Source organism: Halomonas sp. NPDC076908 (assembly GCF_050269715.1).
GTDB lineage: Bacteria > Pseudomonadota > Gammaproteobacteria > Pseudomonadales > Halomonadaceae > Vreelandella.
Window position 1 is genome coordinate 1 of the sequence record NZ_JBNNIW010000015.1, and the last position, 21,961, is coordinate 21,961.

At 53.6% G+C, this 21,961-nt stretch carries 20 protein-coding genes and 2 tRNA genes; 18 read left to right on the forward strand and 4 right to left on the reverse strand.

What is annotated here, in order from left to right:
- Positions 1-111 precede the first annotated feature (111 nt).
- The 9 genes from ACQKE4_RS10590 to nadA all read left to right on the forward strand — a co-directional run bounded on the left by ACQKE4_RS10590 (position 112) and on the right by nadA (position 6,828).
- Entirely contained in the window at positions 112-1,938 is a 1,827-nt protein-coding gene (locus tag ACQKE4_RS10590; RefSeq protein WP_427388299.1) for a DEAD/DEAH box helicase, read from the forward strand.
- Positions 1,939-2,004: 66 nt separating this feature from the next.
- The gene (locus tag ACQKE4_RS10595; RefSeq protein ID WP_427388300.1) at positions 2,005-2,247 is read left to right on the forward strand and encodes a DUF4160 domain-containing protein; all 243 of its coding nucleotides are present in this window, start codon (positions 2,005-2,007) and stop codon (positions 2,245-2,247) included.
- Positions 2,231-2,479 carry a DUF2442 domain-containing protein gene (locus ACQKE4_RS10600; protein WP_427388301.1) on the forward strand — a complete coding sequence of 83 codons (249 nt, stop codon included), beginning with the start codon at positions 2,231-2,233 and terminating at the stop codon, positions 2,477-2,479. The genes ACQKE4_RS10595 and ACQKE4_RS10600 overlap by 17 nt, the downstream gene beginning before the upstream one ends.
- A gap of 28 nt (positions 2,480-2,507) precedes the next feature.
- Positions 2,508-3,452, forward strand: a complete 945-nt coding sequence (locus tag ACQKE4_RS10605; RefSeq protein WP_427388302.1) for a segregation and condensation protein A — start codon at positions 2,508-2,510, stop codon at positions 3,450-3,452.
- The gene (gene scpB / locus ACQKE4_RS10610; RefSeq protein WP_427388303.1) at positions 3,449-4,300 is read left to right on the forward strand and encodes an SMC-Scp complex subunit ScpB; all 852 of its coding nucleotides are present in this window, start codon (positions 3,449-3,451) and stop codon (positions 4,298-4,300) included. The genes ACQKE4_RS10605 and scpB overlap by 4 nt, the downstream gene beginning before the upstream one ends.
- Positions 4,293-5,168, forward strand: a complete 876-nt coding sequence (gene rluB / locus ACQKE4_RS10615) for a 23S rRNA pseudouridine(2605) synthase RluB (RefSeq protein WP_427388304.1) — start codon at positions 4,293-4,295, stop codon at positions 5,166-5,168. Before scpB ends, rluB begins: the two co-directional genes overlap by 8 nt.
- Before the next feature lie 131 nt (positions 5,169-5,299).
- Positions 5,300-5,375, forward strand: a tRNA-Lys gene (locus ACQKE4_RS10620).
- 93 nt (positions 5,376-5,468) lie between these two features.
- Positions 5,469-5,544: transfer RNA gene (locus ACQKE4_RS10625), tRNA-Lys, on the forward strand.
- A gap of 255 nt (positions 5,545-5,799) precedes the next feature.
- The gene (gene nadA, locus ACQKE4_RS10630) at positions 5,800-6,828 is read left to right on the forward strand and encodes a quinolinate synthase NadA (RefSeq protein WP_427388305.1); all 1,029 of its coding nucleotides are present in this window, start codon (positions 5,800-5,802) and stop codon (positions 6,826-6,828) included.
- Positions 6,829-6,988: 160 nt separating this feature from the next.
- Here the strand turns inward: nadA and ACQKE4_RS10635 are convergent, their stop codons facing one another.
- The gene (locus tag ACQKE4_RS10635; RefSeq protein WP_427388306.1) at positions 6,989-8,449 is read right to left on the reverse strand and encodes a M48 family metalloprotease; all 1,461 of its coding nucleotides are present in this window, start codon (positions 8,447-8,449) and stop codon (positions 6,989-6,991) included.
- A 194-nt stretch (positions 8,450-8,643) separates the two neighbouring features.
- Between ACQKE4_RS10635 and ACQKE4_RS10640 the strand changes: the two genes are divergently transcribed.
- Positions 8,644-8,904 carry a sulfurtransferase TusA family protein gene (locus tag ACQKE4_RS10640; protein WP_427388307.1) on the forward strand — a complete coding sequence of 87 codons (261 nt, stop codon included), beginning with the start codon at positions 8,644-8,646 and terminating at the stop codon, positions 8,902-8,904.
- Positions 8,904-10,010, forward strand: coding sequence for an AI-2E family transporter (locus tag ACQKE4_RS10645; RefSeq protein WP_427388308.1), 1,107 nt, complete (start codon positions 8,904-8,906; stop codon positions 10,008-10,010). The genes ACQKE4_RS10640 and ACQKE4_RS10645 overlap by 1 nt, the downstream gene beginning before the upstream one ends.
- Positions 10,011-10,092: 82 nt before the next feature.
- Here ACQKE4_RS10645 and ACQKE4_RS10650 read toward each other — a convergent pair whose 3' ends face one another.
- Positions 10,093-10,569, reverse strand: a complete 477-nt coding sequence (locus tag ACQKE4_RS10650; RefSeq protein WP_427388309.1) for a peroxiredoxin — start codon at positions 10,567-10,569, stop codon at positions 10,093-10,095.
- A gap of 302 nt (positions 10,570-10,871) precedes the next feature.
- On the opposite strand from ACQKE4_RS10650, the gene dapA reads away from it, so the two are divergent.
- From dapA to purC, 3 genes are all read left to right on the forward strand, one after another.
- Positions 10,872-11,756, forward strand: coding sequence for a 4-hydroxy-tetrahydrodipicolinate synthase (gene dapA, locus ACQKE4_RS10655; protein WP_427388310.1), 885 nt, complete (start codon positions 10,872-10,874; stop codon positions 11,754-11,756).
- A 78-nt stretch (positions 11,757-11,834) separates the two neighbouring features.
- Positions 11,835-12,818 carry an outer membrane protein assembly factor BamC gene (gene bamC / locus ACQKE4_RS10660; RefSeq protein ID WP_427388311.1) on the forward strand — a complete coding sequence of 328 codons (984 nt, stop codon included), beginning with the start codon at positions 11,835-11,837 and terminating at the stop codon, positions 12,816-12,818.
- Between the two features lie 32 nt (positions 12,819-12,850).
- The gene (gene purC, locus ACQKE4_RS10665; protein WP_427388312.1) at positions 12,851-13,567 is read left to right on the forward strand and encodes a phosphoribosylaminoimidazolesuccinocarboxamide synthase; all 717 of its coding nucleotides are present in this window, start codon (positions 12,851-12,853) and stop codon (positions 13,565-13,567) included.
- Between the two features lie 10 nt (positions 13,568-13,577).
- Here purC and tsaA read toward each other — a convergent pair whose 3' ends face one another.
- Entirely contained in the window at positions 13,578-14,315 is a 738-nt protein-coding gene (gene tsaA, locus ACQKE4_RS10670) for a tRNA (N6-threonylcarbamoyladenosine(37)-N6)-methyltransferase TrmO (RefSeq protein ID WP_427388313.1), read from the reverse strand.
- Between the two features lie 139 nt (positions 14,316-14,454).
- Here tsaA and ACQKE4_RS10675 point away from each other — a divergent pair, with 139 nt between their 5' ends.
- Positions 14,455-14,982 (forward strand): GNAT family N-acetyltransferase, encoded by a 528-nt coding sequence (locus tag ACQKE4_RS10675; protein WP_427388314.1) that lies wholly within the window; start codon positions 14,455-14,457, stop codon positions 14,980-14,982.
- 42 nt (positions 14,983-15,024) lie between these two features.
- On the opposite strand, the gene nadC is transcribed toward ACQKE4_RS10675, so the two are convergent.
- Positions 15,025-15,879, reverse strand: a complete 855-nt coding sequence (nadC, locus tag ACQKE4_RS10680; RefSeq protein ID WP_427388315.1) for a carboxylating nicotinate-nucleotide diphosphorylase — start codon at positions 15,877-15,879, stop codon at positions 15,025-15,027.
- An 80-nt stretch (positions 15,880-15,959) separates the two neighbouring features.
- Here nadC and ampD point away from each other — a divergent pair, with 80 nt between their 5' ends.
- The 3 genes from ampD (at position 15,960) to aceF (ending at position 21,712) form a co-directional block, all read left to right on the forward strand.
- The gene (gene ampD / locus ACQKE4_RS10685) at positions 15,960-16,541 is read left to right on the forward strand and encodes a 1,6-anhydro-N-acetylmuramyl-L-alanine amidase AmpD (protein WP_427388316.1); all 582 of its coding nucleotides are present in this window, start codon (positions 15,960-15,962) and stop codon (positions 16,539-16,541) included.
- Positions 16,542-16,953: 412 nt separating this feature from the next.
- Positions 16,954-19,626: a pyruvate dehydrogenase (acetyl-transferring), homodimeric type gene (gene aceE, locus ACQKE4_RS10690; protein WP_427388317.1), complete on the forward strand. Its 2,673-nt coding sequence runs from the start codon at positions 16,954-16,956 to the stop codon at positions 19,624-19,626.
- Between the two features lie 58 nt (positions 19,627-19,684).
- On the forward strand, positions 19,685-21,712 hold the full coding sequence (gene aceF / locus ACQKE4_RS10695) for a pyruvate dehydrogenase complex dihydrolipoyllysine-residue acetyltransferase (protein WP_427388318.1): 2,028 nt from the start codon (positions 19,685-19,687) through the stop codon (positions 21,710-21,712).
- The last annotated feature ends 249 nt before the right edge of the window (positions 21,713-21,961 follow it).

Genomic DNA, 21,961 nt, shown 5'->3' on the forward strand with positions numbered 1-21,961 from the left:
GTGAACAACGTCCGGTTTCAGGATGGGGAGCAGGTAACCGATCAATCAGACAGGACTGCCGCCTGACTGCCATCCACCAGATTTGACTATAACTCTAGCAGGCTAATAAATTTGCCAACACTCAGTTCCACCTCTTTAACACCGCAATTGCGCCCGTATCAGCGGGAAGCGGTAAAACGCGTAGTGGTGCATTTTCGTGCATCCAGCGAGCCTGCCGTTGTGGTACTGCCCACTGGGAGCGGTAAATCCCTGGTGATTGCTGAATTGGCGCGTTTAGCGCGCGGGCGTGTGTTGGTGCTTGCCCATGTACGGGAGCTGGTAGAGCAGAACCATGCCAAGTACCAGGCTTATGGGCTTGAGGCGGATATCTTTAGCGCTGGCTTAAAACGCAAAGAGGCCAACCGCCAAGTGGTATTTGGTTCGGTACAGTCGGTGGTGCGCAATTTGCAGCGTTTTAACGACGCTAATTTCACGCTGTTGGTCATCGATGAGAGCCACCGTGTGTCGTTAAATGAAGACGCCAGCTACCGCCAGGTAATAGATCATCTCCGCCAGCACAATCCGCAGCTGAAAATACTCGGGCTGACGGCGACCCCTTACCGCTTGGGGCAAGGCTTTATCTACTATCGCCACCATCACGGTATGGTGCGAGGCAGTGAAGATAGCTTCTTCCGTGACTGCGTGTTTGAGCAGCCACTGCGCCTGATGGTGAAGCAGGGCTATCTTGCCGAGCCAAAGCGCTTGGATATGGCGATTGAGGGCTACGATTTCTCAGCGTTACGGCCTGCTGCAAGCGGCTTGTTTCAGGAGCAGGAACTGAACCGCGTAGTAACGGGAAATCGTGCAACGCCCGGCATTATTCAGCAGATAATAACTCGCGCGGATGCGCGTCAGGGGGTGATGATTTTTGCTGCCACCGTGGCTCACGCGGAAGAGATCATAGGCTATCTACCTCAGGCAGACGCCGCGCTGATTACCGGTGCAACAGCTTCCCACGAGCGCATGGCGCTGATTGATGCCTTTAAAGCACGCGAGCTGAAGTACCTGGTTAACGTAGCGGTGCTGACCACCGGTTTCGATGCGCCCCACGTGGATTTGATCGCCATTTTGCGGCCTACCGAATCGGTGAGCCTCTACCAGCAGATGGTGGGCCGAGGGCTGCGCCTGTCGCCGGGTAAGAGCGACTGCTTGATTTTGGATTACGCCGGTAACCCCTGGGATATCTTTGCGCCAGAAGTGGGCGAGCCGAAGCCGGATAGCGACAGCGAGCCGGTCCAGGTGGAGTGCCCTGCCTGTGGTCATGCCAACCTCTATTGGGGCAAGCGCGATGGCGAGCTGGTGATTGAGCACTTTGGACGCCGTTGTCAGGGGCTCGTCGATGACCCAGATCGGCCAGCAACAAAGTCAAACGGCCAACGCGGCGCGGTCTCGGGTGCCTATAAAAAACAGTGTGAGTTTCGCTTTCGCTTTAAAGTCTGCGAGGAGTGTGGCGCTGAAAATGACATCGCCGCTCGGCGCTGCCACGGATGCCAAAAACTGTTGGTGGATGCCGACGATAAGCTCAAAGACGCTCTGAAGCTCAAAGATGCCAAAGTGTTAAGAGTAAGCGGCATGCAGTTGGAAGCGACGACTAACGGCCGTGGCCTGCCGCGCTTAAAAGTCACTTACCATGACGAAGACGGTACCCATCTTGCCGAGTGGTTTGCACTCGAAACCCCCGCCCAGCGGCGCGCCTTCTATGCGGTCTTTCTGCGTTATCACCTGCGCGCCCCAGGGGGTAAATGGCAGCCACTAAGCGCCGACGAAGTAGTCACAGAACAGCGCCGTCTGCGCCACCCTGATTTTGTGGTTGGGCGAAAAGTGGGTCGCCATTTTCAAATACGTGACAAGCTTTTCGACTATGCTGGCCGCTATCGCAAAGCGGTCGAGGCGGGTTAGCATGTGCCTTACGGTAATAAAACATCTATTATTCAGTGACAATGCCGTAGATTACGGGAGCTATCCATGCCCACGGTGCTACGCTTACAGGGTTTTAGGTTTTTCTTCTATTCAAATGAGGGTGACCCATTAGAACTTGCCCATATCCACGTTTTTAAAGCTGGCGCTGAAGCTAAGTTTTGGCTCTCACCTGATGTACAGCTAGCGCGAAATGATGGCTTTGATGCAAAAGCACTGCGTATTATTACGGCTATAATTATTCAATATCGCGACACATTAGAGGGTGCCTGGCATGACTACTTCTCCTAAACGAGTCACTTTTGATGAGGATAGTTTCTGGGTTGAGCTAAGTGATGGCCGCACGATAGGTGTGCCACTTGCTTGGTACCCACGTCTTATCAAAGCAACACCACAGCAGTTGGCACACTATGAATTAAGCGCTCGAGGTATTCATTGGGATGCACTTGATGAAGATGTATCTATCGATGGGATATTGGCTGGACAAGGCGATATGACAAGACATCGTCAGGCTGTCGCCTGATTTTTATTTACCTAGAGAACCGACCCGCGTGAGCGAGACGCCAAGCGCTGTTGAACCAGAAAACCTCGAATCCTCACCCACTGACCCAGTGGTAGCTTCGTTTGGGCGTCTGTTTAACGAGCCTATCACGCAAATGCCGGAGGATTTATACATTCCTCCGGAAGCGCTGCGGGTCTTTTTAGAGACCTTTGAAGGTCCGCTGGATTTACTGCTCTATCTGATTCGGCGTCAGAATCTGGATATTCTGACGATCAATGTGGCCACCATCACCCACCAATATATTGAATATGTGGAGCTGATGAAGGCTATGGAGATAGAGTTGGCGGGTGAGTACCTGCTGATGGCTGCCATGCTGGCGGAAATCAAATCACGCACACTGCTGCCGCGCCCACCCAAAGTGGAGGGCGACGAGGAAGAAGACCCACGTGCTGAGCTGATCCGCCGTTTACAGGAGTATGAACGGCTTAAAGAGGCGGCCGAGTCGCTGGATACGCTGCCGCGCATGGGGCGTGACTGGTTTAGCGTGCAGGCGGGATTGCCGCCACTTGAAGCGCGAGTGATCCACCCTGATGTCGATTTGGATGAGCTATTGAGCGCTTTATCGGATGTGCTAAAGCGCGCCGAGCTGGTGCAAGCCCACCAAATTAGTCGTGAGGTACTCTCAACTCGCGAGCGCATGCTAAAGATTATGGAGCGGCTGAATCACGATAGCGCGCAGCAGCGCTATACCCCTTTTGAAGCGCTGTTTACGCTGGAGGAAGGCCGGGCGGGGGTGGTAGTCACCTTTATGGCGATTTTGGAGTTAGCAAAAGAAGCCATGATTGAAATTGTCCAGAATGCACCGCTGTCTCCTATTCATGTGCGTGCGCGGGCACCCCAAATTGGAGAGCTGGACGAGGAAATTGAAGAAGATGCGTTTGATGACACTTCCTTTGGGGAAAGCGCGTTTGAGTCTGATGAGGAGATGCCATGAGTAGCACCGCGACTGTGCTAAACGACATGGTGTTGGATGATATTGTGGAGGCGGCGCTTTTAGCCGCCGGTGAACCGTTGCCGCTTGAGCGCTTGGAAACGCTTTTTTTGGATGGTGAATGCCCGTCTCGGCGCGACTTTCGCCAGGTGTTAGAGCGTTTACAGCAGCGCCATTCAGGCGGTGCGTTGGAGCTATTAGAAACTGTTTCAGGTTACCAATTACGCATTCGTCCGCGCCTCTCTCATTGGGTGTCACGGCTGTGGGATGAGCGTCCGCAGCGTTACTCGCGAGCCCTGCTGGAAACGCTGGCACTGATCGCCTATCGTCAGCCGGTCACCCGGGGGGATATTGAAGAAGTGCGTGGGGTCAGCGTTAGTAGCTCGATCATGCGTACCCTGGCAGAGCGAGGCTGGATTCGGGTGGTAGGGCATCGTGATGTGCCTGGTCGCCCGGCGGTATACGCGACTACGCGCAGCTTTTTGGACGATTTTGGGTTAAAAACACTTGATGCGCTGCCACCCATGCACACGCTGGCCAGTTGGGACGAAAACGAAATACCTGAAGAAGAGGGCTTGGTGTCGAATGACGAGGACATCAATGCGCAAAATGACCCTGCTACACAGCATGAAGCACTAGACGAAAGGCTTGAAACGGTGCAGGATGCGCCTCCCCAGATAGATGAGATAAGCTCGGCTGAGATAGCCGACACCCACGCCGAGACGGCGTTAACCCAGCCGCTGAGCTTTGCCGATTTAGAAGCACGGCTTGCGGCACGTGCGCGGCGCGCTAACGAAGATGATGGCGCCCGCACGCAGACTAACGATGTGAGGTCAGACGACCATGAGTGAAAGTAAAAACGCCACGCCCCCCATTAGCGAAAAGCTGCAAAAAGTCCTGGCCCGTGCAGGCCTTGGCTCGCGTCGTGAAATGGAAACTGCGATTTCCGATGGCCGCGTAAAAGTGAATAGCAAGGTGGCCAAGCTAGGCGACCGTGTTGAAGCGCGTGATAAAGTCAGCTTTGATGATCGCCCGGTGGCACTTCGTCCAGAAGAAGAAGTGCCGCGGCGAGTCATTATGTACAACAAGCCGGAAGGCGAGCTGTGCACCCGTAAAGACCCGGAAGGTCGGCGCACCGTATTTGAACGATTGCCGCGCCTCAAAGGCGAGCGTTGGATTGCCATTGGCCGCTTGGATATCAACACCAGCGGTTTACTGTTGTTCACCACCGATGGTGAGTTGGCCAACCGATTGATGCATCCCTCAACTCAGGTAGAGCGTGAATACGCGGTTCGGGTGATGGGCGAGGTTAAGCGCGAACACATCGTGGCGATGGTGGATGGCGTGATGCTGGAAGATGGTCCGGCACGCTTCACCGACGTTCAGGAGTTTGGTGGCGAAGGCATTAATACCTGGTTCCACGTGGTGATTCTGGAAGGGCGTAACCGTGAAGTGCGCCGCCTGTGGGAATCCCAAGCCTTGACGGTGAGTCGTCTTAAGCGTGTGCGCTATGGCAACATCTTCCTCGATAAGCGAGCCAAAGCCGGCGAATGGGTCGAACTTACCCAGGATGAGGTAGATGATCTCGCTACCCTGGCGAGTTTGGAGACCCGTAAAGTACCTGCTTTGACGCCGGATGAAAAGAATCGTTGGAGCCGCGACAAGCATAAACGCAAGCCAGTGCAAGCGATGCGTAAACCCAAAACTAAACCGCGTTAAGTAAAGCGCTTCAACGTGCCTAGCCTTCCAATATGATGCGCTAGGCACAAAATGGAGCATTTATACCCTTTGAAGCTAAAAAGCACTTGCTATCAAAGGTGTGTAAGCGTAGGATATGCATCCGTTCAGGCGGGTCGTTAGCTCAGTTGGTAGAGCAGTTGACTTTTAATCAATTGGTCGTAGGTTCGAATCCTACACGACCCACCATTTAAACAGGCATTTTTAAAAGTCTAGTTTGAATTCCATTGAACGGTTTAAGTATTTATTTCAGTGCTAGAGTACGTAAGGTAAGGCAAATTTGGGTCGTTAGCTCAGTTGGTAGAGCAGTTGACTTTTAATCAATTGGTCGTAGGTTCGAATCCTACACGACCCACCAAATTCAACGCCCTTGACAGTTTACTGTCAGGGGCGTTTTGCTATGCGCTTAGAAAACAGCCTAGGGCGACATTCTGTTTGCAGCAGGCCGCCATTACCCACCACAATAGACTAGAATAGATCTGAGCGGTTGGCCACCGCGAAAGACGCAGCGGCCAATCGCGCACGCGAGCGGTATATGTGCATTAACATGCGTACATAGCCGTGACCCAGTGTTTAACAGGGGGATTCCCTGTTCGTCACAGTGGTAGACACGATGACTATTATGACTACTCAAGCAGAGCTCGATGCTCCGCTGCCCATTGCGTATTGTCCTACTCGTATTCCAGAGCAAGACCATGCGCGGGTTGAAGAAATCAAGCGGCTGTTGAAGGCCCATAACGCCGTATTAGTAGCCCACTACTACACCGATGATGCCATCCAGCAGCTAGCAGAAGAGTCCGGTGGTTGTGTTGCCGATTCTCTTGAGATGGCGCGCTTTGGCGCCCGCCACGCAGCCACCACGCTGGTGGTAGCCGGTGTCCGCTTTATGGGTGAGACCGCCAAAATACTTTCGCCTGAGAAGCGTGTGCTGATGCCCACGCTAGAGGCGACCTGTTCACTTGATATTGGCTGCCCGGCAGATGCATTCAGTGCGTTCTGCGATGCGCATCCTGATCGCACGGTGGTGGTATATGCGAACACTTCCGCTGCTGTTAAAGCGCGTGCCGACTGGGTCGTGACATCATCGATTGCGGTGGAGGTTATTGAACACCTGCAGGCAAAAGGCGAAAAAATCCTCTGGGCACCCGATAAGCACCTGGGTGGCTACATTCAAAATAAGACCGGTGCTGATATGTTGATGTGGGACGGCGCTTGTATTGTCCACGAAGAGTTTAAAGCCAAGGGCGTGGAAGACCTCAAGCGCCTCTACCCCGATGCTGCAGTATTAGTGCACCCAGAGTCACCTGAGCCGGTAGTGACGCTTGCGGATGTGGCGGGTTCAACCTCGCAGTTGATTAAAGCGGCGAAAGACCTTCCGAACGACAAGCTGATTGTGGCGACGGATCGAGGCATCTTTTTCAAGATGCAGCAGGCAGTACCCCATAAAACGCTGTTTGAAGCACCAACGGCTGGCAATGGCGCTACCTGCCGCAGCTGTGCGCACTGCCCTTGGATGGCCATGAACGTTCTAGATAACCTGGCAGGCGCATTGCGTGAAGGCAGTGGTGAAATTAACGTGGATGAAGCACTGCGTCTGAAGGCTTTAAAGCCCTTAGAGCGAATGCTGAATTTCAACGCATAGCGAGAAGAGCAACGAGCGCTGCGTATGTCATTGGGAACGTTGAAGTGTCATGGCAAACGTAAAATGTCATTGCGAACGAAGTGAAGCAATCCCGGGGTTTACTGCCGCCACTGGTTAAGGTTGCCGCGTCGCTGCGCTTCTCGCAATGGCATGGATTTGGTTAGAATTTTTCTAGCGCTTCGCGATACTCAAGAAACGCCTCGCGGCGCTGTTCAATGCGCGCTAATGCCAGCGTATCATCTTCCCGTTGGGCAGCATCCCGCGCGATGGTGAGCTGGCGAATGCCGCTATCTACCCGTCCGGTCAGTTGCAGGTATTCGGCACGCGCTAAATGGCCCCAGCCATTAAATCCACTGCGTCCCGCAGCTTCGGCAAGCAGATTGAAGCCCTGTGGGTTTTCGGGGTTACGTGACGTGATGTCGCGCAGCAGAGTGTAAGCCGCCTGAGGGTCACGCTGGAGCTGTGCTTCAGCCAAGGACAATTGCGCAGGTAAGTAATTCGGCATTAAGCGCAGTAGTCGTTGGCTGCGCTGGATAGCATCATCATAGCGGCCTGCTTCGAACGCGACCATCGCCGCCGAAGCGGGCAGCATCGCATAGTCGGGCTGTTCACTGGCCAGCTGATCCAGGTGTTGTAGGGCGCTATCGACCTGGCCGTTCCGTGCCTCAATTAATGCCTCTAAATAGCGCTGGGCGACGTCTTCAGCGCCTTCCTGGGCAAGGCGAGTGGCTGCCTGCTGGGGAGTGTTGGAGTGAATGCTCAGCAGGGCACGCGCGCGCATCATGTCGTAAAGGATATCGCTGGTATAGCTGTCAGCAACATTGAGCTGTGCCGCGCGGGATTGAGCCGCGCTTAAACGATTGTCGGTGACCGGGTGGGTAAGTAAAAACTCAGGTGGCGCGTTGCCCTGGAGGCGCGCCATACGCTGCATTGCGGCAAACATACGCACCATCGCCTGGGGGTCATAGCCTGCTTCAGCCATTGCTTGCAGGCCTATATTGTCAGCCTCTTGCTCAAACAGTCGCGAGTAGGTGAGCTGGTCTTGAATTAATGCCGCCTGTGAGCCCATGGCCGCTGCCATGCCAGCATCGCCACCGCCGCTTGCGGCAATCAGCATGCCAGCTAGCATTGCTGCCATGGCAGGTAGTTGGGTTTGCGCTGCACGGGCACTGCCGCGGGCGTAATGCCGCTGAGAAAGATGCCCAAGCTCGTGAGCGAGTACTGAAACGAAGGCACCTTCATCCCCTGCAAAAGCAAAAAGCCCTGAGTTTACGCCCACCACGCCACCAGGAACCGCAAAGGCGTTGAGTGACCGACTATCCACCATCACGGTAATCGTTCTCATGTCACTGATTTGGCTATAGGGCGCCAGCCTTGCGATCAGGCTTTCCAAATAGTCATTAACAATAGGGTCTTGCCACTGGGGAGCTTGAGCGCGAAATTGGCGCAGCCATGCACGACCTAAACGATACTCCTCATTACTTGCCGATGTAGAAGCAGCGCCCAGGCTGGGGAGGCTATAATCGTTGATGGCTGCGCTTTGGGGGCTAAATAGTAAGCTGCCAAATGCACAAGCGAACGCACATATCCAACCTGGGCAAGCGGTACGAAGTGTCGGCATAGCATCCTCATTGGCGGTGTTAAGGCGCATCGGTCATGGTGCAGGCTTGATAGCGAGTGTGGCATTGATATCAGAGTGTGACATTGATTAAGACGGTGAAGTGCCGTTAAATCGAGTGTTTCGTAAAATCATTCATAAAGAAATAGTTTATGTGACAATGCCGTGATGATGCAGGGCATTTTGAGGGAGTATGTATGTCTGAGCAAACTGGGGGCTTTCAACCCGACACGGTTCTTGACGCCTGTGGGTTGCATTGCCCGCTGCCATTGCTAAAAGCGAAGCAGGCGTTGGCGAGCTTATCAGCAGGCCAATTGTTGGAAGTACACTCTACGGATGCTGGTTCGTGGCGTGATATGGCATCGTTTACCGACCAGAGTCACCATACGTTAGAGGGCCGTGAACAGCGTGGTGATCGATATGTTTACTGGATTCGCAAAGCCAAGGACGCACACTGATGACCCTTCGCACCATTTTTAAAAGCTGGGTTGAACGTTACTTCTCAGATGAAGAGGCGGTCATTCTATTAGTTGTGTTAGTGGCTGGTTTTGCGGCCATTATCTTGTTTGGCCGCATGCTGGCACCCTTTTTTACCGCCCTGGTAATTGCCTTTTTGCTGCAAGGTGTTGTGGGGGCGCTGACGCGTCGCGGTGTGCCGCACTTACTTTCCGTGATCCTGATATTTTTAGCTTTTATCAGCGTCTTACTGACCTTGGCCTTTATTTTAATGCCGCTGATTTGGAATCAGTTGGTGGGGTTGGTGCAGGAAACGCCGCGTATGTTCGCTAGTGGTCAGGGCTGGTTAGATGAGCTACAAGCACGCTATCCAAACATAATTACCCCCGATCAAATGCAGAGCTGGATCGGCGTGGCGAGCCGTGAAATCAGTCAGCTAGGTCAGCGTGCATTGACGCTATCATTGGCCTCGCTGGGTAACATCATGGCACTGATTATCTATCTGGTGCTGGTGCCTATTCTGGTCTTTTTCATGCTAAAGGATCGCGAAGTGCTGGTGGGCTTTATGCTCTCGCTGCTGCCGCAAAAGCGCACGCTGCTGTCGCGTATCTGGTACGAGATGGATACCCAGATTGCCAATTATATTCGTGGCAAGTTCATCGAAATTATTATTGTCGCAACGGTGACCTTCATTACCTTCTCGTTCTTTGGCTTGCCTTACACAGCGCTATTAGCTGTTCTAGTGGGGTTCTCGGTATTAGTGCCTTATATCGGTGCTGCCGTGGCTACGCTTCCGGTCGCCGCCGTGGCTGGATTCCATTTTGGCATCAGCGAGGAGTTTGCCTACGTGCTGGTCGCCTATGGCGTGATACAGGCACTGGATGGCAACGTGCTAGCGCCGATTTTGTTCTCTGAAACTAATAATATTCATCCCGTTTCGATTATCGTCGCGGTGCTGTTCTTCGGCGGTATTTGGGGGTTTTGGGGGATCTTCTTTGCGATCCCGCTGGCAACCCTGCTTAAAGCGCTGGTCTACGCCTGGCCCCGCAGTCTTCAAGGGCGTAACGACGGGTTGATCTTGCAAGCAACAGAAAAAGAGTACGAGTAGTGTATGCCTCCGCCCACTCTGGCCTGTTTCAGAGTGGGCGGTAGGGCCGGCTAAGGCCTTGACCGGCCTGTTAACAAAAAAATTAGTGAGATGCGTTAAGCTCTTCAGATGCTGCGAGTACCTCATCGACGTGACCAGGAACCTTAACGCCGCGCCACTCTTTAGCTAACTTGCCGTCTGTGTCGATCAAAAATGTGCTGCGTTCGATGCCCAAGTGCTCTTTGCCGTACATTTTTTTCAGTTTAATAACGTCGAAGAGCGTACACAGGCTTTCGTCTTTGTCGGAAATCAGGTCAAAATTGAATGCCTGTTTGGTTTTGAAGTTTTCCTGAGCGCGCAATCCATCTCGGGAAACGCCGAGGATAACCGTGTTGGCCGCTTCAAAAGCCGCCATGCGATCTCTAAAGTCCCCACCTTGCGTAGTACATCCAGGGGTGCTGGCTTTTGGGTAGAAGTAAACGACTACCTGCTGGCCACGCAGCTCTGACAGTGTAATGGTGGTGTCGCCGGTGGCCGTGGCGGAGAAATCTGGAACGGTTTGGCCGATTTCAACAGGCATAATAAGTCCTTATTAATGATAGGTATTAAGGGTGTATGTTAAGTGCGATTACACCTATGCCGGTCGCCTATGTCAAAGTTCTAAAACCGCATGGCTGCAAACTCACACCGCTTTACGCTGTACAGGTTCGAATCGCCTGAGTACCATTTGCTCTCTGTGTAACGCTAACGCTTGATACAAAGTATCGCGATGGTGGCTGGTTTTGTTAAACACATAGCACGTAAAATACACAGCACTTAAAAGACATAGCACTTAAAACACAGATACTTGATATCACAATTTGGCTGGTGAGGAATATACGGATGATCACAGGCAGCATAGTCGCCCTGGCGACGCCTATGAAAGTCAATGGCGACATCGACTGGGAGGCGCTTCGCCGTCTGGTGAACTTCCATCTCGAAAATGGCACCGATGCTATCGTTGCGGCGGGCACAACGGGCGAGCCGACGACCATGTCCTTTGCAGAGCACTTTGATGTGATCCGCAGCGTGGTCGAAGAAGTCAACGGCCGCATCCCCGTGATTGCCGGTACGGGGGCTAACGCAACCTCTGAAGCGGTTGAACTGGCACGTTATGCGGGTGAAGTCGGGGCGGATTACTGCTTGTCAGTATGCCCTTACTACAACAAGCCGACCCAAGAAGGGCTATACCAGCACTTTAAAGCAGTCGCCGAGGGCAGCAAGCTACCGGTTATTCTGTATAACGTGCCGAGCCGCACCTGTTCTGATCTCTACAATGAGACCGTCCTTCGGTTGGCTGAAGTGGATAATATTATCGGCCTGAAAGATGCCACGGGGAACCTAGAGCGTGCTGAAGATCTAATCACTCGTCTTAAGGGTAGTGGTTTCATGCTCTACTCTGGTGACGACGCCACTGCCTGCGACTTTATGTTGATGGGTGGGCATGGTGATATCTCCGTTACGGCTAATGTTGCACCACAGGCCATGCATGATCTGTGTGCGGCAGCTGTCGCGGGCGATGCTGATAAGGCACACCAAATTAATACACGTTTGATGCCGCTGCATACCAACCTGGGGATAGAGTCAAATCCTATTCCGGTGAAGTGGGCGTTGCATCGTATGGGTTACGCAGACGCGGGTATTCGCTTACCGCTGACTTGGTTGTCGGAAAAATACCACGCTACGGTCAGCGAAGCGTTGCAGCTGGCGGGCGTCGTAGAGGAGTAACCCGGCGCGAACCCCTTTGCTACCCGGCTCTCGAATTTAGAGGGCTGGGTAACTGAATTGTTGACTTAAGGTGGCTTGATGAGCTCTGTGCTTAAAAAACGTGCGCTTAAATGGATACCGCTGGCACTCGCAACGGCTGTCACGCTGACAGGCTGCGCGCGCGATGGTTATTACCACGACCGTAACCTGGATTATACCGAAGCCGCTCCGGCGCCTCCTTTGGTACTGCCTGAGACCCGCAATACCCAGCGTTACCGGGATGCATTGCCCGTTCCCCAAGCCGCTGCTCAAGGGGCTCGTCTTCAGGAGGCGGCTGAGATTCGTCCGCCGCAGTCATTGACGATCGGTAGCGGATTAGAGCCTGAGTATGTGGAGCGTCGCCAGGTGGGTGATCAAGCATGGCTGGTGGTCGCCGCCGATACTGGAACGGTTTGGCCCCAGTTGGAAGAGTTTGTGCGTAGCCGTCAGTTAGCGGTTCAGGAAAGTAGCGCTTCTCAGGGTATTATCGTCACCTCCCAAGCTGACTTGCGTCTACAAAGTGCCTTGCGCGCAGGTAGTAGTGAAGTGCGCTGTGAGCGCGGCGGGCAAGTCATGACCAGCTGTTTGGATGCATTGGAAAGCCACTTGAGTTCGCGTAGTGCGTCTGCCAGCGTTTCCTCTTCGTGGACCGCTCAGCGCCTGACCAGTGAGCAGACAATACAGGTTCGCCAGCAGGGTGATGAGTGGGAAGTGGTTATCCCTCAGCCTATTGATCGCGTCTGGGCCGAGCTGAACCACTATCTTGAGCTGGATTTCACCCAGGAAGGCCAGCGTGATTTGCTGGCAGCCGACCCCAGTGGGCACGAATTCCTGGTTGAGTACATGACCCTGGAAGAACGCAATCGCAATCCGCTACAAATCGTCTTTAGTTCGGATGTGCGCAAGATGTCGCAAGAAATTCGCCTTGCCTTAGAGAGTAACGGCGACCAAACGATTCTGCGTGCGATCAATGCCAGCGAAAGGCGCTTTAGCGCTGCTGATCAGCGCGAGTTGCTTGAGCGTGTCTCCGGCTATTTACGTTAATTTATTAATCCTTGACCCCTTTCGGAGCTCCCATGGAAAAGCGCCAAGAACTCTACGCCGGTAAGGCGAAATCTGTATATACCACTGACGATCCTGATTTGTTGGTACTGCATTTTCGCGATGACACCAGCGCCTTTGATGGTAAGAAAAAAGAGTCGCTCGCCCGTAAGGGAATGGTTAATAACATCTTCAATGCGTTCATTATGGAGCGATTGCAGGAAGCGGGTATTCCGACCCACTTTGAAAAGCAGCTCTCTGAAACGGAAAGTCTGGTCAAAAAGATGCAGATGATCCCCGTAGAGTGCGTGGTGCGCAATATCGCTGCCGGTGGCTTGGTAAAACGTCTGGGCGTGGAAGAGGGAATTGCGCTCAACCCGCCGACCTTCGAATTGTTTCTGAAGAACGACGAGAAGGGCGACCCGATGATTAACGAGTCACTGGCGGAAACCTTTGGTTGGGCTACGCCAGAGCAACTGTCCAAAATGAAAGTGTTAACGTTTAAAGTTAACCACATCCTCAAAGCACTGTTCGCTGAGGGTGATATGTTGCTGGTGGATTACAAACTGGAGTTTGGCGTATTCAAAGGTGAGGTAGTGCTCGGTGATGAGTTCTCGCCTGATGGCTGCCGCCTGTGGGACGCCAACACGCGTGAAAAGCTGGATAAAGATCGCTTCCGTCAGGGGTTGGGCGGCGTGATTGAGGCTTACGAAGAAGTTGGCCGCCGCCTGGGTATTACCTTTCCAGCCTAAGCGTTCGCTATTATTGGCTAGGGTAAATGTCGATAGCCATCACCTCTAAGGTGGTGGCTTCGTCTTTTTGGTGCGCACGAAATTTAACATCCACATCCCGCAGCCGCACGCCATAAAGCCTGTCGGCGTCAGTCCCCTTTTGCTTATAAGCGGGCCTTGGATCTTGGCTAAGCACCTGCTCGATTAGCGCATATAGAGTGGCGCCGTCCTGCCGCTTGGCAACAAACGCCAGCGCGGTGGGGTGAAAGATGACGTTTATCAGGGCGGGCGCCTGTGGCGCAAAGCCTGCTTGGGCATCGGGCCGGGATTCGGCCCAGGGAAGGTAGGGCTTTATATCGACGACCGGCGTGCCGCTAACCAGATCGCAGCCCTGTAGCTGTAAAGTCACGCCGTGCTGGGTGTCAATGCCCGCTAAGGTCACCAGTGATAGCCCCAGTCGATTAGGCCGATGGGTGCTACGGCTGGCAAAAACGCCTACCTTACGATTGCCCCCTAAACGTGGTGGCCTTACCAGCGGTGACCAGCGTTCAGGGCTGTGGTGAAAAATAAACGTCAGCCACAGATGGCTAAACGCTTCCAGACCACGCACTGCAAGCGGGTCGTTATAGGGTTTAGCGAGCACCAAGCGGGCGTTCGCGGCGGGGGCAAGCCCTGGCTGACGCGGGATACCAAATTTATCAGGGTAGTCGCTAATTACGTGACCAATGGGCGTCAGCGAAAAGCGTTCGCTGTCAGGGCTAGGCTCCATCACACTGCCTTTTACTGGGATTGATGGGCGTAGTATAAAGCAGCCCGATAGGCATAGCGTGATCAAATAAGGCGTGACCGAAGGAGGCGTGATTGAATGCGCATCAACGAATGATGGTTGAACAGCTCAGAGGTGAGTCATGACCAATAGCGAAGAGCATAAGGCGCCGGCTACAAAAGCACGCGTAATGTATCGCGCTGCGTTGGCGCGAGACGCGGCCGATCAGGCGGAAGTGTTTTACCACGCTGTGATGCAAGGGGCAGCCACCCACTACACGCTCGATGAACGGTGTGCCTGGGTCCAGGCACTACCCCGTGAAGCGAGCGCCTGGGCAGTGCGCCAAGCGCTTTATACCACCTTGGTGGCGACCTGTGATGGCCGTTGTGTCGGCTTCCTGGAGATGGATGTCACCGATGGCCGAATTGAAACGCTATATGTTTGGCCATCTCTAGCAGGGCGTGGTATTGGCACTACGCTGTTGGTGCATGCTGAGCGCATGCTATTGGAGCAGGGCGTCGGGCGGGTCGAGATGGAAGTGAGTCTGGTGCTTTATGAGCGCCTACTACGCCGCGGCTGGGAGAGCCTTGGCGAGCAGTGGGTTGAGCGCAGTGGAGAGTCGCTCAAGCGCTATCGACTCTCCAAACCACTAAACGCTGTCGAAACCTAATTGTTTGGTCAAAACCTAGTCGTTTAGCCAAAACCTAGTTGATTACACGCTATAGCTGCGGGTAATGCGCATTGATAGATCGATTGAAGCGATATCTTTGGTCAGTGCGCCACTGGAAATACAGTCAACACCGGTGTCGGCAATCGCCCGTAGGGTGGTGGCATCGATGTTGCCAGACGCTTCTAATGTAGCGCGGCCGCCATTGATCTCAACGGCTACATGTAAATCTTCAACAGCAAAGTTGTCGAGCATCACAATGTCGGCACCTGCTGCCAATGCCTGATCCAGTTCTTCGAAGGTTTCTACTTCCACTTCAACGGGCAGGTCACTAGCCAATTTACGTGCCTGAGCAACCGCTGCCTTTATTCCGCCGCAGGCAGTGATGTGGTTCTCTTTGATCAAAAAGGCATCCCATAAGCCGATTCGGTGATTGTGTCCGCCGCCGCAGGTAACCGCATATTTTTGTGCCAGACGCATGCCGGGCAGTGTTTTACGCGTATCGAGCAGACGCACGCCGGTGCCTTCGACCAGGTCAACGTATGCACGCGTGGCGGTGGCGGTAGCTGAAAGGGTTTGCAACACATTGAGCGCCGTACGTTCACCGGTTAATAGCGCGCGTGCGGGTCCCTCTAGCACCAAAAAGCACTGGTCGGGTTCAAGCTGATCGCCGTCAGCGGCTTGCCAGCTCAGGTTGACCCGGCTGTCTAAACAGCGAAATATCTCATCTACCCAGGCCGTGCCGCATAGGACGGCGGCTTCACGGGTAATAATGTCTGCCGTGGCCCACTGGTTTTCAGGAATCAGTTGCGCGGTAATATCACCCGAGCCAACGTCTTCGGCCAACAGGCGAGCAGCGCTGGTGCGGACTTCTTCAGCAAGAGCAGTTTGATCATGCATGGCGGTGAGTTCTCTGAGCATCGTCGAGTGTGTTCGGCATTGTAGTGAAAAAGAGCGTTAAGGTAGAGGAGACGTTGTGCATGAAAGAAAAGCAAGCCCCAGACGGCTGGTGGGAGAGTGCACGTAAAGTCGTCTCGCCCAATTGCGACGCGCGACCTATGGGTGAAGTCTCGTTGCTAGTGGTCCACGCAATAAGCCTTCCGCCAGGAAAATTTAGTGGTGATGCCATTGAGGCGCTGTTTACCAATAATCTAGTGGTAGACGAACACCCCTTTTTTGCTGAGATTGCCCACCTAAGGGTCTCTGCCCATTTGCTCATACGTCGCAACGGTGAGTGCATTCAGTTTGTCGACACCGACCAGCGTGCTTGGCATGCAGGGCGCTCTTGTTGGTGGGATGCACTTAGTAGGGAGTGGCGAGGGGCGTTAAATGATTTTTCAGTGGGGATCGAGGTGGAGGGCGACGATGTAACGCCTTTCACGAAAGCCCAGTATAACGCTCTGGTTGAAGCCGCAAGATGGCTGATGGCCCGCTATCCTCAGCTTGATCGTTCGCGAATTACCAGCCATGCACGGGTAGCACCTCTGCGTAAAACGGATCCAGGTCCGGCATTTGATTGGGCCTATTTCGATCAGCGGCTATCGGCGAGCGGTAAATATTGAGAAACGCAGTTATCGCTAATTGAGTACTGAGTAAGTGCTTCATTAGCGGATAAATAAAACAGTAGTTTAATTACACTTGAATAGTAGTTAGTCGTTGCGACTAATGTTCTAGGTATTGCTTATGTTGCAGTGCAATAGTTTGTTTTCGATAGGCTTTTTCACTGCGCCAGAATTGGCAGCGTGGCGACTTTGCGGTATCTTCCTATATACAAAAGGCTAACTTTTACGACATTTGTGTAGCTTTACTACATCAAGGCGCACGTAGCTTGTTGAATGTAGAGCGAAAACCCCTACCCGGCGTTCATTCGCTGGCGGAATGTTGGCGCGTGGTGGTATCGCAATACCGCCACCGTTCCAGGCCCCACGGGTTAGCGGGACTTATTGTCATTTATCGTCATTCGGAGAGACCTCTATGAGTCTGGAGACAAGAGAAGATCTCGATCCGATCGAAACTACGGAATGGATTGATTCCCTAGAATCGGTATTGGATCGTGAGGGCGAAGATCGTGCCCGCTACCTGATGACCCGCCTGGCGGATCGCCTGCGCCGGGACGGGATGAAGGTGCCCTTCTCGGTGACAACCCCGCACCGTAATACGATCCCGGTTCATCGTGAAGCGCCGATGCCTGGCGATCTGTTCATGGAGCGTCGTATCCGCTCCTTGATTCGCTATAACGCGATTGCGCAGGTTATTCGCAATAACCGCGCTAACCCGGGCTTGGGCGGTCACATTGCTAGCTTTATGTCATCTGCAACACTCTATGACGTAGGCTTTAACCACTTCTTCCGTGCCGCTAAGGATGACTTTGCTGGCGACCTGATTTACATCCAGGGTCATGTGGCGCCGGGCATCTATGCTCGCTCCTACCTGGAAGGGCGCCTGTCGGAAGAGCAGATGGACAAGTTCCGTCGTGAAGTCGACGGCGATGGTCTCTCTTCATATCCGCACCCGTGGCTAATGCCGGACTACTGGCAGTTCCCCACCGTCTCCATGGGCCTAGGTCCCATCCAGGCAATCTATCAAGCCCACGTGATGAAGTACCTGCATCACCGTGAGCTGAAAGATATGCACGATCGCAAGATCTGGTGCTTTATGGGTGACGGTGAGTGTGATGAGCCGGAATCTCTGGGCGCTATTTCGCTGGCGGGTCGTGAAAACCTGGACAACCTGATCTTCGTTATCAACTGTAACCTCCAGCGTCTGGACGGCCCTGTGCGCGGCAACTCCCGCGTTATGGACGAGTTTGAAGGCGTCTTCCGTGGTGCTGGCTGGAACGTGATCAAGGTTGTATGGGGTCGTCACTGGGATCCGCTGTTCGAGAAGGATAAGAAAGGCATTCTTCAGAAGCGTATGGACGAAGCGGTCGACGGCGAGTACCAGAACTACAAAGCCAACGGCGGTGCTTATACCCGCGAGCACTTCTTTGGTAAGTATCCAGAAACCGAAGCGATGGTCAAAGACCTCTCTGATGAAGATATCTGGAAGCTTAATCGCGGCGGCCACGATCCGTTTAAGGTTTATGCGGCGTACCACGAAGCGGTTAACACCACTAACGGCAAGCCTACTGTCATCCTGGCGCACACCGTTAAAGGCTATGGCATGGGTAGCGGCGATGGCGAAGCAGCCAACGAAGCGCACCAGGTTAAGAGCATGGAGTACGAAGCGCTCAAGACTTTCCGTGATCGTTTCGGGATTCCGATCACCGATGAGCAGCTTAAAGATGTTCCCTACTACAAGCCGGAAGAGAATTCTCCCGAGCTCAAGTACATGCATCTTCAGCGTGAACGCTTAAACGGCTACCTGCCAAGTCGGCGCAGCGACTTCGATGCGTTGGAAATTCCTTCGCTCGAAGATAAAACCTTTGCCTCGCAAATGGTTGGCTCTAAAGGCCGTGAAGTTTCCACCACCATGTCGTTTGTGCGGATACTGAATGGTTTGGTCAAGGACAAGCAGCTTGGCAAGCTGGTGGTGCCGATTATCCCTGATGAAGCACGTACTTTCGGTATGGAAGGTATGTTCCGTCAGTTAGGTATTTATACCGCCGAAGGCCAGAAGTATGAGCCGGTGGATAAAGGCCAGATCATGTACTACCGCGAGGACCAGAAAGGTCAGGTTCTCGAAGAAGGTATTACCGAAGCGGGCGCGATGTCTGCCTGGATTGCTGCGGCAACGTCCTACAGCAACAACCACGTCACGCTACTGCCATTCTATATCTACTACTCCATGTTTGGTTTCCAGCGTATTGGTGACTTGGCGTGGGCGGCGGGTGACCTGCAGGCGCGCGGCTTTATGGTTGGCGGCACCGCAGGGCGTACAACGCTTAACGGCGAAGGCTTACAGCACCAGGATGGTCACAGCCTGATCCAGGCCTCCACCATTCCTAACTGCCGCAGCTATGACCCGACCTATGCTCATGAAGTAGCCGTGATCGTTCAGGATGGTTTGAAGCGCATGTTCACCGATAAGGAGAACTGCTTCTACTACCTCACGGTGATGAACGAGAACTACGAGCACCCAGCACTAGAAAACGTACCCACCGACGATATCGTCAAAGGTATGTACCTGCTGCGCGAAACCCAGGGTGATAAAGGCCGCGTTCAACTGCTCGGTTCAGGCACTATTCTGCGCGAAGTAGAAGCTGCCGCTGAACTGCTGGCTAACGACTGGGGTATTGGCGCCGACATCTGGAGCGTGACCAGCTTTAACGAGCTGCGTCGTGAAGCTTTGCTGTTGGACCGTGAAGCCTTCCTGAATCCTGATGCTGAGGCATTTAAGCCTCATGTCACAAAGTGCTTGGAAGGTCGCGATGGCCCGATTATCGCGTCTACCGACTACATGAAACTCTACGCCGACCAAGTGCGCGCTTGGGTACCGGGTGACTACACTGTATTGGGTACCGATGGCTTTGGCCGTTCAGACACACGCGAGAAGCTACGTTACTTCTTCGAAGTAGATCGCTACTTCGTGACGGTAGCAGCGCTGCGTGCACTGGCTGACCGGGGCGAGATTGATCGCAAGCTTGTGGGTGAAGCGCTGAAGAAGTACGGCATTGATGCCAATAAGCCTAACCCGCTGACTAGCTAAACCGCTGCCCGGCGGGCGATTGCCCGTCGGCTCGATCCGATTTGGAAGGAGCGCGACCTTGAGTAGCGAAATCATCAAAGTTCCCGATATCGGTGGCGATACCGATGTCGAAATCATCGAGATTGCGGTGTCAGTAGGCGACGTCATTGAAGCAGAAGACACCCTGATCACGCTGGAATCTGATAAAGCCAGCATGGATGTACCGGCCCCGAAAGGTGGCAAGGTCATCAAAGTGCTGGTCAAAGAAGGCGATAGCGTTTCCGAAGGTGACGATATCGTAGAGCTGGAAGTTGAAGGTGGCGACAGCAGCGAAGAAAGCAGTAGCGCTGAAGCCGAGGAAGAAGCCGCTCCAGCCCAACAAGAGCAACCTAAAGCGCCGTCTCAAGAGCAGCAGCCAGCCGCTAAGAAATCAGCCGGGGGTAAGCAGACGGTTGATATCATAGTGCCGGATCTTGGCGGCGCTGATAGCGTTGAAATTATCGAAGTCGCGGTAAGCGAAGGCGATGAAGTGGCGGCTGAAGATACGCTGATCACTCTTGAGTCTGACAAAGCCTCCATGGATGTGCCAAGCCCTTACAGCGGTAAAATCGTTAGTTTTACCGTAAAAGAGGGTGACAGCGTTTCCGAAGGCGATGTCATCGGCAAGATGGAAATCGCCGGTGAAGGCGGTGACGAGAGCGAAGAGGCACCTGAAGAGCAAGCCGCTAGCCCGTCCAGCAGTGAACCGGAAGAGACGGCTGAAGAAGATGAGCAGGAAGAGGCCAGCGGCGAACCTGAACGCAAAGAGATTCGCGTGCCGGATCTGTCAGGCGCTTCTGATGTACCGATTATCGAAATCGGCGTCGCCGCTGGCGACGAGGTCAACGAAGAAGACGCGTTGATCACCTTAGAGTCTGATAAAGCCTCGATGGATGTGCCTAGCCCCTACAAAGGTAAGCTGATTGAGCTGACCGTTAAAGAGGGCGACACCGTCTCTGAAGGCGATGTGATTGGCTATATGGAAGTGGCGGGTGCCAAAAAAGCGGCACCGAAGAAAGCTGCACCTGCAAACGCTGATCAGCAAGAAGATAAGCCAAAAAGCGATAAGCCTAGCAAGGCCGCTGAGTCTCCTGCTGGAACGCCCAGCCCGGAAGCGCAGATGGCTTCTCACAAGCCACGTGATGGTAAGTTGGTTCATGCTGGTCCAGCGGTACGCATGCTGGCCCGCGAGCTAGGCGTTGATTTGGGGCTGGTTAAACCTAGCGGCCCGAAAGATCGCGTGGTCAAAGAGGACGTGCAGGCCTATGTGAAGCAGGCCATTGCCAATCAGGGTAAAGCTCAGCCTGGCGCGGCCGCCGCTACCGGTGGCGCAGGAATCCCGGCGATTCCTGAAGTCGACTTCAGCCAGTTTGGTGAAGTGGAAGAGAAGCCAATGGGGCGCCTGCTTAAAATGGGTGCGACCAACCTGCATCGCAGCTGGCTTAATGTGCCTCACGTCACCCAGTTTGATGAAGCCGATATCACCGAGCTTGAAGATTTCCGTAAGGCAATGAAAGCAGAAGCTGAAGCACAGGGTGCCAAGCTTACGCCACTGCCCTTTATGGTCAAAGCCTGTGCCTTTGCACTGCGTAAATTCCCGCAGTTCAATGTTAGCTTGAAGGGTGATGGTGAAACGCTGGTATGGAAGAACTATGTCCATATCGGTATCGCTGTCGATACGCCTGATGGCCTGATGGTGCCGGTATTGCGCAATGCCGATAAAAAATCCTTGATTGAGATTGCCAAGGAGATGTCCGAGCTTGGTAAGAAAGCCCAAACCAAAAAGCTCAAGCGTGACGAGATGACCGGTGGCTGTTTCACTATTTCGAGCCTCGGTTCGATTGGAGGTACCGCCTTTACGCCGATCGTTAATGCGCCTGAAGTGGCTATTTTGGGTGTGTCTAAAGCCCAAATGAAGCCGGTCTGGGATGGCAGTGCCTTCCAGCCGCGTCTGATGATGCCGCTTTCGCTCTCCTACGATCACCGAGCGATTAATGGGGCAGATGCCGCACGCTTCACCGCTTTCCTGGCGGATGTATTGACGGATATTCGTCGTTTACTGCTGTAATCGATCGAATGGATGTCTAACAAGCGGCGCCCTTTTGGGCGCCGCTTGTGTTTGCCCGGCTGATAGAAGGGCGACCAAAGTGTTAGTTTTTCGGCACCTAGCTGTTTTAATTTAAAAAAAGTGAAATAAAAGCGGGTCTCTCAGGCTTTTGGGGAGTTGTGTCGCCTTGAAGGCGCGGTTATTGTCAGGTAATAGAATTTTTCATACTCATTTTTAATACTCTTTTTTCATACCAAGAACTTCAAGGAG